We start from the raw sequence: 13,143 nt of genomic DNA, 5'->3' as shown, positions 1-13,143 counted from the left end.
TAAAACCGCCCCAACGATAAAACCGGAGGACAACACCATGAATGCCATAAACAAAGATTTGGCGACCACGATGAAGGCCGCCGTCTGGCATGGCCGCAAGGACATCCGGGTCGAGGACGTGCCGCTGCCGGGCGCGCCGCCCGCCGGCTGGGTGCAGATCAAGGTGCATTGGTGCGGCATCTGCGGGTCCGACCTGCATGAGTATGTCGCCGGCCCGGTCTTCATCCCGGTCGACACCCCGCACCCGCTGACCGGCCTGAAGGGCCAGTGCATCCTCGGCCACGAGTTCAGCGGCGAGATCGCGGTGCTCGGCGAGGGCGTGACCGGGTTCAGCGTCGGCGACCGGGTGGCGGCCGACGCCTGCCAGCATTGCGGCGAGTGCTATTACTGCAAGCACGGCATGTACAACATCTGCGAGAAGCTGGCCTTCACCGGCCTGATGAACAACGGCGCCTTCGCCAGTCTGGTCAACGTCCCGGCAGAACTGCTCTACAAGCTGCCCGACGGCTTCCCGACCGAGGCCGGCGCCCTGATCGAACCGCTGGCGGTCGGCATGCATGCGGTGAAGAAGGCCGGCAGCATCGTCGGCGAGACGGTGGTGGTGGTCGGCGCCGGCACCATCGGGCTCTGCACCATCATGTGCGCGAAGGCGGCGGGAGCCGGGCGGATCATCGTTCTGGAGATGTCCGCCGCCCGCAAGGCCAAGGCGCTGGAGGTCGGCGCGTCCATCGTGCTCGATCCCAAGGAGTGCGACGCGGTGGCGGAGGTGAAGGCACTGACCGGCGGGTACGGCGCCGACGTGTCGTTCGAATGTATCGGCCACCGCGACACCGCCAAGCTCGCCATCGACGTCATCCGCAAGGCCGGCAAGACGGTTCTGGTCGGCATCTTCGAGGAACCCAGCGCCTTCAACTTCTTCGAGATCGTCGCCACCGAGAAGCAGGTCATCGGCTCGCTGGCCTACAATGGCGAGTTCGCCGACGTCATCCGCTTCATCGCCGACGGCCGCATCGACGTGCAGCCGCTGATCACCGGCCGCATCACGCTGAGCGACATCGTCAGCGGCGGCTTCGAGGAGTTGGTCGCCCACAAGGACCGCAACGTGAAGATCATCGTGCAGCCGCAAGCCGTGGCCGCGGCAGCCGAACAGCCGGAGCTTGTCCACTGATGGCCCTGCCCGCGCTGCATGCACCCCGCCCGGAACACCGGGCCGAGAAGCCGGCCTGGCTCCGCGCCCGCGCCCCCGCCGGTGCGGCGTTCGAGGACACCCAATCGCTCGTCCGCCGCCACGGCCTGAACACGGTCTGCGAGGAGGCCGCCTGCCCCAACATCGGCGAGTGCTGGAGCAAGCGGCATGCCACGGTGATGATCCTGGGCAGCGTGTGCACGCGGGCCTGCGCCTTCTGCAACGTCGCCACCGGCCGGCCGGACGCGCTCGACCCCCACGAGCCGGACCGGCTGGCCAAGGCGATGAGCAAGCTGGGCCTTGCCCATGTCGTCATCACCTCGGTCGACCGCGACGACCTGCCGGACGGCGGTGCCGCGCATTTCGCCCGCTGCATCCGCCGCCTGCGCGAGACCGCCCCCGCCACGACGGTGGAGGTGCTGACCCCCGATTTCCGCAACAAGCCAGGGGCGGTGGAGGCGGTCGCCGATGCCCGCCCCGACGTCTACAACCACAATCTGGAGACTGTGCCGCGGCTCTATGCCGAGGTGCGGCCGGGTGCCCGCTATTACGGCTCGCTCCGCCTGCTGGAGCGGGTGAAGGAGCGCGACCCAGGCATCTTCACCAAGTCCGGCATCATGGTCGGGCTGGGCGAGGAGCCGGCGGAGGTGTTGCAGGTGATGGACGATCTGCGTGCGGCGGGCGTCGATTTCCTGACCATCGGCCAGTATCTCCGCCCCACCCCCACCCATCACCCGGTCGCCCGCCACGTCACGCCCGAGGAGTTCGAGCGCTATGCGACGGTGGCGCGGGCGAAGGGCTTCCTGATGGTGTCGGCGACGCCGCTGACCCGCTCCTCCCACCATGCCGGCCGCGATTTCGAAGAGCTGCGGCGGCGGGCGGCGGCTATTGCACCACCCTGACCGGCCCCACCTTGGACCCATCCGACTGCGGCGGCTTCATCAGTTTGCAATTGCTCACACAATAGGTCTGCATCTCCATGCGGCCGCCGCAGCTCACAAAACACTCATCGTAATCCTGGGAACAGCTGCTCAATCGGTAGCAATGAATTTCACTTTCAAAGTCCCCAATTCGCCTTTCATGCTTCGCACCTTTGGGAAGATTTTTCTTGTACTCGTAATATGCCGCATGCGCACGGGTCAGCCCTTCGGCCATGCAGGTCTGGTACCCCAATTCGACCGCGGCGTTGCACAGTTGTTTCGTCTGCTGGCATTGGGCGACGCAGCGTTTTCCGGCGTCGGTTGCCGGCATGAATGTGGTCGTCCTCGTCTGTAAATTCGGAGTTGGGGTACAGCCGGCCAACCCGGCCGCCAGCAGGCAGCCGAACACAATGAAACGCGCCATCATAATGGATGCCCCGCCCTGGATTGACGTTACCTGGCATGAACACCCAAGCCAGACGGAGTCATCCAGTTCCGGCGTAGGATTCGCAAAAAAGGTTGCCAGGGCAAAGCAACCACAATCCGGAGACGAAGAAAATCCGCCTGCCGACCCAGTCCCACGGATGGGATGGTCCGGTTCGGCGAGCGGATTGAGGACGATGGATGCGGGTACGGTCAGGCGGCGCGGACGGTGGCGATGAAGTTGCCGACCTCCGCCTTCAACCGCTCCGCTTCCTTCGCCAGCCCGTTGGCGGTGCTCAGAACCTGATCGGCGGCGGCGCCGGTTTCGGTGGCGGCCCTGGTCACGCCGACGATGTTGGTGGACACCTGCTCGCTGCCGCGCGCCGCCTGGGCGACATTGTTGGAGATTTCGGAGGTCGCCGCATTCTGCTCCTCGATGGCGGCGGCGATGGCCGACGAGATTTCGCTCATTCGCCCGATGATCCCGGCGATGCCGGCCACCGCTTCCCGCGCACCGGTGGTGGCGCCCTGGATCTGCTTCACCTTCGTCTGGATCTCGTCGGTGGCCTTCGCCGTCTGGCTGGCCAGCGCCTTCACCTCGCTGGCGACGACGGCGAAGCCCTTGCCGGCCTCGCCGGCGCGGGCGGCCTCGATGGTGGCGTTCAGGGCAAGCAGGTTGGTCTGGCCAGCGATGGAATTGATGAGATCGACCACGGCGCCGATCTGGTTGGCGGTTTCGACCAGAAGCTGCATGCTGGCGTTGGTGCGGTCGGCCTCCTGCACGGCGGTTGCCGAAATGGCGCTCTGGTTCGACACCTGACGCCCGATCTCCAGGATCGAGGCGGCCAGTTCCTCGGTTGCCGCGGCGACCGTCTGCACGTTGGCGCTGGACTGTTCCGATGCCGCCGCGACGGCGGTCGCCTGCGCGGTCGACTGGGTCGCATTGGAGGACAGGCTGCCGGCAGCCCCCTGCATCTGGATGGCGGACGAGGACACATTCTGGACGATGGCGCTGACGCTGCCCTCGAACCGGTCGGCGAGTCGGCGCATCTCCGCCTTGCGTTCCGCCTCTGCGCGCGCCTTCTGTGCCTCCTGCTCGGCGGTCAGGCGCCGGACTTCGAGCGCGCTGCCTTTGAAGACATCCAGGGTGCGGGCGAGCAAGCCGACCTCGTCGCGGCGCTCCGTCCCATCGATGGCGAAATCCAGTTCGCCCTGCGACACGCGGGTCATCGCGGTGATGATGCGCGTCATCGGACGGGTGATCAGAAGCACCACGACGATCAACGACAACCCCAGCCCCAGCAGGATGCCGGCGATGGAGAGCGTCAGGACGACGCTCCGCGTCTGCTCGGTGGCGGCGCTGGCTTCCCGTATCGCCTTCTCGACACCCTTGCGGTTGATTTCGACCCGCTCGTCGATCAGTTCAGACGCCGCGCGGCGCGTCTTGGCGCCTTCGCCGGAACTGAGGGCGAACGCCTCGTCATCCTTGCCCTGAATGGTCAGGTCGATGACCTTGAGGGCGTTCTGGCGGTAGGCGTCGACCAGCGATTTGATCTTCACGCCGGTTTCGCGGCGGATGTCGCTGTCCGCGGTGAGGGCGAGGTCGGCGACGGCCTTGTCGGTCCGCGCCATCGCTTCGTTGAACATGGCGGAAAAACGCCGCATTTCATCGACGTTCTTTTCGATGATGGCGTTCTTCTCGGCCACGGTCGCCGCATTGAGATGTCGGCCGACGTCGAGAATGGTCGCACGCCGCGCCGCCTCGACGGTCAGCGCATATTCCGAGACCCGCTGAACCAGTTCCAGACGCTGGAGCGCCGTCACGGCAATCGCCGTCATGAAGGCCAGCAGCAGAATCACCGGTGCGAGGATCTTCACGATCATCTTTTGATTGCCGAACCACCCCAACATCCACCACCCCCCAAAAGCGATAATTCCGAGCGGGATCAAAACCATCCCCTCGGATTTAGGGTAGTTTTTTCACCAATCCAATCAATAGGGGGTAAACCACTTTATTATTTAAATAATGAAATGTTTATTTTCAGAGCGTAATTCATCAACTTGATGGCGAGATTTTGTCAATATATTGCCATTTTCGCGCAAATATTGTACGAGCTGACTGACAATCAAAAAGAATATTTTATTACTCTCGCAAAGAAATTCCTTCTCTTGTATCGGCAAGAGAAATACAGCCGCCTTGACCAGCCATGGAAGGACCGGGCAAGGCGGCGAACCCCGGTCGAGAGAACCGATCCGGAGCAGCGATCAGGTCAAATGCTGCCGTTGCAGGTAGTCCTCGCTCTGCATCTCCATCAGGCGGCTGACCGTGCGCTCGAACTCGAAGGCGTGGGTGCCTTCGGGATAAAGGCGTTCCGGCGGGCCCTCGGCGGCGATGACGACGTTGACCTTGTGCTCGTACAGCGCATCGATCAGCGTCATGAAGCGCTTGGCCTCGTTGCGCAGTTCGTCCTTCATCGTGGGCACATGGTCGATCAGAACCGTGTGGAAATGGGTGGCGATCGCCAGATAGTCGGCCGCCCCCAGCGGCTTGCCGCACAAATCCCAGAAATCGACCCAGGCCACGCATTTGGCGGCACGCGCGATTTCCACCCGCCGTCCCTGCACCGTGAGGCTGCAAGGCTCGCCCGCCGCACCGCCGGTCAGGTCGGAAAAGGCTTTCGCAAGGGCAGCGTCCGAGGCCGTACCCAGCGGGTGATGGTAGATCGGCACGCCCTTCAGCCGGTCCAGCCGGTAGTCGGTCGGGCCGTCCAGCGACAGGATGTCCAGCTTCTCCTTCAGCAGGGCGATGAAGGGCAGGAACAGCTCGCGCTGGAGACCGTCCTTGTACAGCATGTCGGGCGGCCAGTTGGAGGTCGCGACCACCACCACGCCCAGATCGAACAGGTTGGTGAACAGGCGCCCCAAAATCATCGCGTCGACGATGTTGGTGACGTGGAACTCGTCGAAACAGAGCAGCCACGCCTCGTCGGCCAGCGCACGGGCCAGTTCGGGCAGCGCCTCGTCCGGGCCATCGTGCTTTCCCTTGCCCGACCGGCGATGGTCGTGGATGCGCTGGTGGATCTCCAGCATGAATTCGTGGAAATGGACGCGCCGCTTCTTGTCGACCGGGGCGGTCTCGTAGAACAGGTCCATCAGCATCGACTTGCCGCGGCCGACGCTGCCGTAGATGTACAGCCCCTGCGGTGCGGTGGAGGCGATATCCGGCGGCGGCGGCGCGGCACGGCGGCGGCCCAGACCGAAACGCTCCAGCCACCCTCCCCCTGCCGGCTTGTCGTCTCCGACGGGCTGCGGCTGATAGCCCTTCAACGCCTGATACAGGCTTTGGAACTTCTCCGCCGCCAGTTCCTGGTCGGGATCGGGGCGAAGAGTGCCGCTGCCGCGGCGGGCGCGGTAGAGCGAAAGCGGTCCGTCGGTCATGGGGATATGCGCGATCCGGCTGCCAAGATGGCTCCTTACCTAACGGATGGCGCCGGCTACGGCAACCGCCGACGGGAGGGAGAACAGGGCATGGCAGAGCGGCGTCCACGCTCAAAGCACGCGGCATGAACGGCGCGGCATCTGCGCGCAGTGCAAAGCCCCGCATTTCCGTCCGGTTACACTTTCTTTAAGGCGCTGGCGCGATTAAACAGGGGGGCCATCCGGCCGCAACCGCCACAGGAAATCACGACGCCGATGCCCGTTCCCGGGTCCGCCTCCCCGCCGCCACCCCGCTCCACCGCCGGTCTGGCGGGAGCGTTGCGTGGCCGGCTGGGATCGGTGCGCTTCCTGATGACCGCGTCCGGCCTCGCCTTCATCCTGGTGGTCAACACGCTGATCGGCTACGGCATCCTCCAGGGGCGTCGCGAGGCGCTGGACGCCGGTGAGCGCGCGACCCGCGATCTTGCCCGCATGCTGGAATCGCAGACGCTGCGGACGGCCTTCGCGGTGGACCAGCTGCTGCGCGACCTGTCCTTCGCGCTCGACATGCTTCCCGACGGCCCCCGCCGCGGCAGCACGGCGATCCACGACCATTTGCGCCAGCGGCGCGACACTTTCGCCGAACTGGCCGATCTGGTGGTGGTCGACGGCGACGGCTTCGCCCTGCATCATTCGGCCGAACTGCCGCTGCCGACGGTGCCGTTGTCCGACCGCTCCTATTTCACCGGGCCGCGTGACGGCGGCCGGGATCTGCATGTCAGCGCCGCCATCACCAGCCGGGTGCGGCCCGGCACGCAGATCATCCCGTTCAGCAGGCGCTGGCTGGATACCGACGGCGGCTTCCGCGGCGTGCTGGTCGCCATGGTCGATCCGACACGTCTGGCGGCGACGCTGGAATCGCGGGATATCGACCGCAAGGGCAGCGTGATCCTGGCGCTGGGGGATGGCACCATCCTGCTGGAGCGGCCGCAGGGGCCAGGTGGAAATCACGGCGGACCGGGCCGGCTGACCGACTGGCCGGCGGTGTGGACCGCGCTTGCCATCCATGACGAGACGACCATCCGCGATGCGGTCCCCGGACCCGGGGGCGACACCGACAGCTTGGTCAGCGTGCGGCGGGTGCAGGGCTATCCCTTCGTGATCGTCGCGACCCTGCCGGTGGCGGCGGCGCTGGCCGAATGGCGGCGCGACACGGCGGCCTGGACGTCCATCGGCATGGTGATGACCATCGCCATCGCCCTGCTGACCGCCTTCGTCGTCCGCCAGCATGCCCGGCGGGACGAGGATCAGGCCCGGCTGGCCCGCGCCTCCCGCCGGATCCGCGGCATCCTCGAGTCCATGCTGGATGCGGTGGTGACCTTCGACACCGCCGGGCGCATCGTCACCTTCAACCGCGCGGCGGAGATGATGTTCGCCGTGCCGGAGCGGGAGATGATCGGCCAGCCGATCGAGGCGCTGATCCCCGATGCGCGCGGCGGTGCCAACGACCGCGACCTGACCGCCCTGCGCCGTGACGGCCATGCCTTCCCGGTCGGCTTCACCGTCAGCGATCTGCGGCTGGGCGGCGGGACCGGTGCGGCGCGTCCGGACGAACCGCGGATCTATGTCGGCGTCATCCGCGACATGACTCGCCGCAAGCAGCAGGAGGCGGAACTGATCGCCTCCAAGACCCAGGCGGAGCTGGCGAACCGGGCGAAGAGCGAATTCCTGGCCAACATGAGCCATGAGCTGCGCACCCCGCTGAACGCCATCATCGGCTTCGCCGAGGTGCTGGACAGCGAGTTCTTCGGCACGGTCAACGAGCGGCAGAAGTCCTGCATCACCGACATCCATGACAGCGGCCGGCACCTGCTGGACATCGTCAACGCCGTGCTGGACATGTCGAAGCTGGAAGCCGGCCAGTTCGAGCTGTGCGAGGAGGCGGTGGAGGTGCATGAGGCGGTCGGCCAATGCCTGATGATGGTGCGCGACCGCGCCGCCTCCGGCGGGGTCGCCATCCACAACGAGGTGACGGCCGCCATCGCCACCCTGTGGGTCGACCGCCGTGCCTTCAAGCAGGTGATCCTGAACCTGCTGTCCAACGCGGTGAAATTCACGCCCGGCGGCGGCAGCATCACCATAACGGCCGGGATGGAGCAGGGTCGCGGCTTCGCACTGGCGGTTGCCGACACCGGGATCGGCATCCCGCCGGACTTCATGGCCGACCTGTTCCAGCCTTTCCGTCAGGCGGAGAACGCCGCCAACCGCCGGTACGAGGGCACCGGGCTGGGCCTGTCGATCTCGAAGAATTTCGTCGACCTGCATGGCGGCACGCTGACCTGCCGCAGCACGCCCGGTGCCGGCACCATGATGACGGTGCGGCTGCCGGCCGGGCGGGTGATCGAACAGCCCAGCCGCATCGGCAGCCACGATCCGGTTCCGGCGGCCTGAGGCGGTTTTGCGCAGGCGGCCTTCGGTCGCGTTATCGCAGACGCGTTGCGGAGAAGCGCCGGGACGGATCGACGAAATCGTCCTGCGCGGCGATCAGCTGAAGCTCGCGCGTGCCCATCCGCCGAGTCGTCTCGAAAATGGCGAAGATCGCCGACGCCGCCTTCTCCAGCGCATCGGCCGGATCGAAGGCGGTCAGGTAATGGGCGAGGAACAGGGCCGCCACCGCGTCGCCCGACCCGTTGGGCGGCGGGTCGAAGGTCAGGCGCGGTGTCGACACCAGCCAGGCGCCGTCGGCGCCGTCCACCAGCATCTCGATGCTGTCGGGATCGGCATCGCTGCGGGTCAGGCTGGTGACCAGGACCAGCCGTGGCCCGCGCGCCCGCAATGCCGCGGTGGCGGCCAGCGCGTCGTCCAGCGTCGCCACCTTGCGGTCGGTCAGATATTCCAGCTCGAACTGGTTCGGCGTCATCAGGTCGGCGGCGGGAACCGCATGGTCGCGGATGAACTCCGGAAGGCCGGGCCGCACGAAGAAACCGCGGCCGACGTCGCCCATCACCGGATCGCAACAGTAGATCGCCTTGGGATTGGCGGCCTTCACCCGCGCCGCCGTCTCGACGATGACCTGCCCCAACTCGACGGCGCCCATATAGCCGGACAGCACCGCATCCTGCGCCGGCAGCACGCCGCGGGCGGCGATGCCGTCGACGATGTCAGCGATGTGCTCCGCCGTGAAGACCTGCCCGGTCCAGGCGCCATAGCCGGTGTGGTTGGAGAACTGGACGGTGTTCACCGCCGTGGCGTCGATCCCCAGCCGCTGCAGCGGAAACACCGCGGCGCGGTTGCCGACATAGCCATAGGCGACGTGCGATTGGATGGTGAGGACGCTTTTCATGGCGGCAAGCGTAAGCGACGCTCCGCCGGGCGTAAAGCCGCCGACTCCGCGGTGACGGCGGGGTCGAGCATCATGGCTGCCATGCGCCGGACCATACGCCGGACGATGAGGGAACACGGCTGTGACGGCCTGGCCCATGGACAGGGGACCGGCGCCCGTCTAAAGCTGGCCCATTCCATCATCCGCAGTTCCGGGATACCGCCATGGCCACCACAGTCCGCCCCCGCCGCAGCGTGCTCTACATGCCGGGCTCGAACGCCCGCGCCCTGGAGAAAGGACGCAACCTGCCGGCGGACGGGCTGATCCTGGATTTGGAGGATGCGGTCGCTCCGGACGCCAAGGCGGCCGCACGCGACACCATCGCCGGCGCGCTGGCCGCCGGCGGCTATGGCGGGCGGGAACTGATCGTCCGGGTCAACGGGCTGAACACGCCCTGGGGCTATGACGATCTGCGCATGGCGGCGGCCAGCGGCGCCGATGCCGTGCTGCTGCCGAAGGTGGAGAGCGCCGATGCGGTGCGGCAGGCCGAGGCGGTGCTGCGTGCCGCCGGGGCGCCGGCCGGCCAGACCATCTGGTGCATGATGGAAACGCCGCTCGGCATCCTGAACGCCAAGGAGATCGCCGGCGCCTCTCCCGCCGTCGGCGGGCTTGTGCTCGGCACCTCAGACCTCGCCAAGGATCTGCACGCCGCCCACACGGCACAGCGGCTGCCAATGATCACCAGCCTGGGGCTGTGCCTGCTGGCGGCGCGGGCCTATGGGCTGGCGGTGCTGGACGGCGTGCATCTGGACCTGAACGACGACGACGGCTTCGCCGCCTCCTGCCGGCAGGGGCGCGACCTTGGCTTCGACGGCAAGACGCTGATCCACCCGAAGACGATTGCCGCCTGCAACGCCGCCTTCGCCCCCGACGAGGAAGAGATCGCCCAAGCCCACCGCATCATCGCCGCCCATGCGGAGGCGGCAGCCGCCGGCAAGGGCGTGGTGCTGGTCGATGGCAAGCTGGTGGAGAACCTGCATGTCGAGAACGCCCGCCGGCTGGTGACGCTGGCCGAGGCGATCGGCGCGCTCTGAGGCTGGCCGAACCGTCTGACGGACAGAATCACCCATCCTCTCCATCGCGGTACAGGTCGGGCCAGTCGAAGCGGGTCATCGAGCGCGGCCGGTCCTGCGGCGGGCCGATGCGGTTTCCGGCGACCAACCTGACCCCCGATGCCCGCGCCGCCACAACCATGCTGGTGGTCGACAGCCCGGCGACGCAGATCATCAGGCCGGCGCGGTCCGCCGCGGTGACGATGCCGTTCATCTCCTCCATCAGGCGGGCTTCGGCCGAGCGGTCCGCCGGCATCGCCACGGTGATCCCGCTCAGGCCGTTGCCTGAAAGTCCGGAAAGGCTCTGCGACTTGAACTCGATCCGCATGAAGGTCCAACGGCAATAGGGCCTGACCTCATGCAACAGCTCGTTGAGCCGCCCGGTCGGCACCCCAGGCGGAAAACGCAGCAGCTCGAAGATGAGAAAGCGGCGCAGATAGTCGGGGATCGACTGGCAGATCTCCAGGAAGGGCAGCCGGGTGCGGCGGGCCGCCAGCGTTTCGAAGCAGACAGGCACCGACATCATCAGCCGCGATCTGTTGCGGAACAGCCCGTTCAGGATTTCCACGGATTCGACCAGCGCATCCGCATCGAGCCGCAGGATCTCCATGGGATCCGTCAGGGAATTCAGCGCCGCCGCCCCTTCCAGGAAGGAACCGTCGGGAAAGATCCGTACCGGCGTGCCCATATAGGTCGAGATGACCAGCTTGCCGATGTCCCAGACCGGCCGGTAACGGATGCTGAACTGGCCGGCATCCTCGGGGGAAAGCTGCAGCTGGCGCAGAACAGGCCGAACCTTGCCGCCGTCGTCAGCGTGAAAGTTTGGGCCGGACATGGCCGGAGAACCCGCGGCGCCCGAACCATCGGCCGACCGGACGGCCGCGGGGTCCGGCCGCGGCCGCGCTTCCGCCAGCAGAACCTTGGCAAAAGCATGCTCGAACTGAATTTGCCCGTCCGCCACGCCGACGGCGGTCGAGACCCGCATGTCGGCTGACCGGTCGTCACCGAGAAAAAGCTGCAGAAGTTCCTGCGCGATCCTTGCACAGACCAGGTCAGCCGCATGCCGGTCGAGCGTCGCGAACACCAGAATGAAATCGTCGCTCGCGGTTTTGAAGCGGATGTCGTTGCGGGTGAGGCAACGGTCGATGATCGCGTCCGCGGCCGCCAGAACCCGCGGGCGCAGAGCAGGCCAACCGGGGCCCAGGCGATCCCGCATCATGCCGAGATCGAGCAGGTGAACCCGGCCAGTCGAAGCGACCGCCGGCTGCATCAGCAGCCGCCATAGCCGCTGTTCCAGGGCGCGCAGCTGCTCTGCGTTCTCCAGCGGCGATGCCGGTGACGGTTTGTCGGCACCGTCGGGGCGGCCGGCAGCGGTCGGCGGAGATCCGGCTGCCCCGGCCTGGCTAATAAACCACCGGCGCAGCAGACGCCGCATGGAGGCGATCGTCCGCAACACGATACCGCAACTCCTCTCGCCGCTCCCGGCGCGTCAGAGGGTGCGCGGCGTGGGACCACCGGATCCGCGGCCGCAGAAATCGACGATGAGATCGACGTGGCTGCGCTCGATCGGCTTCGCCAGCGCGTGATCGGCGCCCATTTGCCGGGCGACCGCCAGCAAGTCCATTGCCTTGCTGCGTCCGCCGCTGGAAATGGCGATGATCTTGACCGAAGGGGACGACCGCCGCATGCGCATGATGGTTTGGAGACCATCGGCGAACGGCATCACCAGATCGCAGATCACAAGGTCCGGCAGATTCGCCCGGAACAGGCGCATGGCCTCCTGGCCGTCCTCGGCCTCGACAACCTCCACCCCGGCTTTTTCGAGGAGGCGACGCAGCGTCAAACGCAGAGCGGGATCATCGTCAACCACAAGCACGGTTGGCATTTTCCCCTCCTGTCCACGTGAAGCCCATCCGGCATCAAATCCGTCGCCCCCATAATCAGGCCCCGATATCCATTGCCAATTTCTTAAAATAACCACCGATAATCCAAAAAATCCTGCATTTTCTTGGATTTTTCAAATAATTGCGTTAGGGAAACATTGATATTTCGGCACAAAAATACGCATCATCTACGCAAAAGAGCGGTTCATTCCCACAGAATTGCTTCCATAATTCAAAGTTATTTTTTCAATTCCAGGAAATAATTGCTTATGCTGTTTCTTGTTGTCGGCACCGCCTATGCCCGCATCATTTCGCCGCACATCATCTCAAACGCGATAAGTTTCTTGAATTGCCGTCCATGGATGAAAATGGAATGCTTCCGTGCAACTTTTCCGTAGACCGAACAGCAGGCTCCGGCAAACCGGTGCCCTCACTCCACAGGCCATAAGGACAGTTTTTATAAGTCGAAGTGGGAACCACCCTCTGGCCGATTGGTTGTCGAGTCGAGCAAGGCACAGTCGGAGGTTGGTTATGGCCTCGAAAGAGAGCAATCGTACGTCGGGCCGCGGCTTCGCGTCGATGGACCCGGATCGGCAACGCCAGATCGCCAGCAAAGGCGGTGAAAGCGTACCGGCCGACAAACGCAGCTTTTCAAAGAATCCGGAACTCGCGGCGGAGGCGGGACGCAAGGGTGGGCGTAGCGTGCCCGCATCCTCGCGCAGCTTCTCCAAGAACCCGTCCCTGGCGGCCGAAGCCGGCCGCAAGGGTGGACAGGCAAGCCATGGCGGCCGTACGGCCGACCGGCCGGCCGGAGGCGATTGACCGGGGAGTTTGACGAGTTGGGTATCGTGCAGACGAAAAAGCCCCCGTCCTTGTGGAC

At 65.8% G+C, this 13,143-nt stretch carries 11 protein-coding genes; 5 read left to right on the top strand and 6 right to left on the bottom strand.

Features of this window, described 5'->3' with window-relative positions:
- Positions 1-37: 37 nt before the first annotated feature.
- Both ACWPN3_RS27670 and lipA read left to right on the top strand, forming a co-directional pair.
- Positions 38-1,168 (top strand): 2,3-butanediol dehydrogenase, encoded by a 1,131-nt coding sequence (locus ACWPN3_RS27670; protein WP_492240170.1) that lies wholly within the window; start codon positions 38-40, stop codon positions 1,166-1,168.
- The gene (gene lipA, locus ACWPN3_RS27665; protein WP_492240169.1) at positions 1,168-2,088 is read left to right on the top strand and encodes a lipoyl synthase; all 921 of its coding nucleotides are present in this window, start codon (positions 1,168-1,170) and stop codon (positions 2,086-2,088) included. Before ACWPN3_RS27670 ends, lipA begins: the two co-directional genes overlap by 1 nt.
- Here lipA and ACWPN3_RS27660 read toward each other — a convergent pair.
- From ACWPN3_RS27660 to zapE, 3 genes are all read right to left on the bottom strand, one after another.
- Entirely contained in the window at positions 2,072-2,533 is a 462-nt protein-coding gene (locus ACWPN3_RS27660) for a hypothetical protein (RefSeq protein WP_492240168.1), read from the bottom strand. The genes lipA and ACWPN3_RS27660 overlap by 17 nt on opposite strands.
- A 209-nt stretch (positions 2,534-2,742) precedes the next feature.
- Positions 2,743-4,413 carry a methyl-accepting chemotaxis protein gene (locus ACWPN3_RS27655; protein WP_492240167.1) on the bottom strand — a complete coding sequence of 557 codons (1,671 nt, stop codon included), beginning with the start codon at positions 4,411-4,413 and terminating at the stop codon, positions 2,743-2,745.
- Between the two features lie 381 nt (positions 4,414-4,794).
- Complete coding sequence (zapE, locus tag ACWPN3_RS27650; protein WP_492240166.1) at positions 4,795-5,967, bottom strand: cell division protein ZapE; 1,173 nt, start codon at positions 5,965-5,967, stop codon at positions 4,795-4,797.
- Between the two features lie 255 nt (positions 5,968-6,222).
- Here zapE and ACWPN3_RS27645 point away from each other — a divergent pair, with 255 nt between their 5' ends.
- On the top strand, positions 6,223-8,397 hold the full coding sequence (locus ACWPN3_RS27645; protein ID WP_492240165.1) for an ATP-binding protein: 2,175 nt from the start codon (positions 6,223-6,225) through the stop codon (positions 8,395-8,397).
- Positions 8,398-8,428: 31 nt separating this feature from the next.
- Here the strand turns inward: ACWPN3_RS27645 and pdxY are convergent, their stop codons facing one another.
- Complete coding sequence (gene pdxY, locus ACWPN3_RS27640) at positions 8,429-9,289, bottom strand: pyridoxal kinase PdxY (protein ID WP_492240164.1); 861 nt, start codon at positions 9,287-9,289, stop codon at positions 8,429-8,431.
- Positions 9,290-9,492: 203 nt separating this feature from the next.
- On the opposite strand from pdxY, the gene ACWPN3_RS27635 reads away from it, so the two are divergent.
- Positions 9,493-10,362, top strand: coding sequence for an HpcH/HpaI aldolase/citrate lyase family protein (locus ACWPN3_RS27635; protein ID WP_492240163.1), 870 nt, complete (start codon positions 9,493-9,495; stop codon positions 10,360-10,362).
- Between the two features lie 28 nt (positions 10,363-10,390).
- On the opposite strand, the gene ACWPN3_RS27630 is transcribed toward ACWPN3_RS27635, so the two are convergent.
- Both ACWPN3_RS27630 and ACWPN3_RS27625 read right to left on the bottom strand, forming a co-directional pair.
- A complete protein-coding gene (locus ACWPN3_RS27630) occupies positions 10,391-11,836 on the bottom strand; it encodes a hypothetical protein (protein ID WP_492240162.1) in 1,446 nt (481 codons plus the stop codon).
- Between the two features lie 33 nt (positions 11,837-11,869).
- Positions 11,870-12,265 carry a response regulator gene (locus tag ACWPN3_RS27625; RefSeq protein ID WP_109450464.1) on the bottom strand — a complete coding sequence of 132 codons (396 nt, stop codon included), beginning with the start codon at positions 12,263-12,265 and terminating at the stop codon, positions 11,870-11,872.
- A gap of 529 nt (positions 12,266-12,794) precedes the next feature.
- Between ACWPN3_RS27625 and ACWPN3_RS27620 the strand changes: the two genes are divergently transcribed.
- Positions 12,795-13,085, top strand: coding sequence for a con-10 family general stress protein (locus tag ACWPN3_RS27620; protein WP_109050568.1), 291 nt, complete (start codon positions 12,795-12,797; stop codon positions 13,083-13,085).
- Positions 13,086-13,143: the final 58 nt, after the last annotated feature.

The sequence above is a fragment of the Azospirillum sp. UENF 111221 genome (genome assembly GCF_058780625.1).
Note: the sequence above shows the minus strand (reverse complement) of the source record. Positions and strands in the feature narration are given on the sequence as shown.

What these genes read in the sequence shown, in the direction of transcription:
- ACWPN3_RS27670 (WP_492240170.1), top strand. Translation starts at nt 38, where the DNA reads ATGAATGCCATAAACAAAGATTTGGCGACCACGATGAAGGCCGCCGTC.
- lipA (WP_492240169.1), top strand. Translation starts at nt 1,168, where the DNA reads ATGGCCCTGCCCGCGCTGCATGCACCCCGCCCGGAACACCGGGCCGAG.
- ACWPN3_RS27660 (WP_492240168.1), bottom strand. Translation starts at nt 2,533, where the DNA reads ATGATGGCGCGTTTCATTGTGTTCGGCTGCCTGCTGGCGGCCGGGTTG.
- ACWPN3_RS27655 (WP_492240167.1), bottom strand. Translation starts at nt 4,413, where the DNA reads ATGATCGTGAAGATCCTCGCACCGGTGATTCTGCTGCTGGCCTTCATG.
- zapE (WP_492240166.1), bottom strand. Translation starts at nt 5,967, where the DNA reads ATGACCGACGGACCGCTTTCGCTCTACCGCGCCCGCCGCGGCAGCGGC.
- ACWPN3_RS27645 (WP_492240165.1), top strand. Translation starts at nt 6,223, where the DNA reads ATGCCCGTTCCCGGGTCCGCCTCCCCGCCGCCACCCCGCTCCACCGCC.
- pdxY (WP_492240164.1), bottom strand. Translation starts at nt 9,289, where the DNA reads ATGAAAAGCGTCCTCACCATCCAATCGCACGTCGCCTATGGCTATGTC.
- ACWPN3_RS27635 (WP_492240163.1), top strand. Translation starts at nt 9,493, where the DNA reads ATGGCCACCACAGTCCGCCCCCGCCGCAGCGTGCTCTACATGCCGGGC.
- ACWPN3_RS27625 (WP_109450464.1), bottom strand. Translation starts at nt 12,265, where the DNA reads ATGCCAACCGTGCTTGTGGTTGACGATGATCCCGCTCTGCGTTTGACG.
- ACWPN3_RS27620 (WP_109050568.1), top strand. Translation starts at nt 12,795, where the DNA reads ATGGCCTCGAAAGAGAGCAATCGTACGTCGGGCCGCGGCTTCGCGTCG.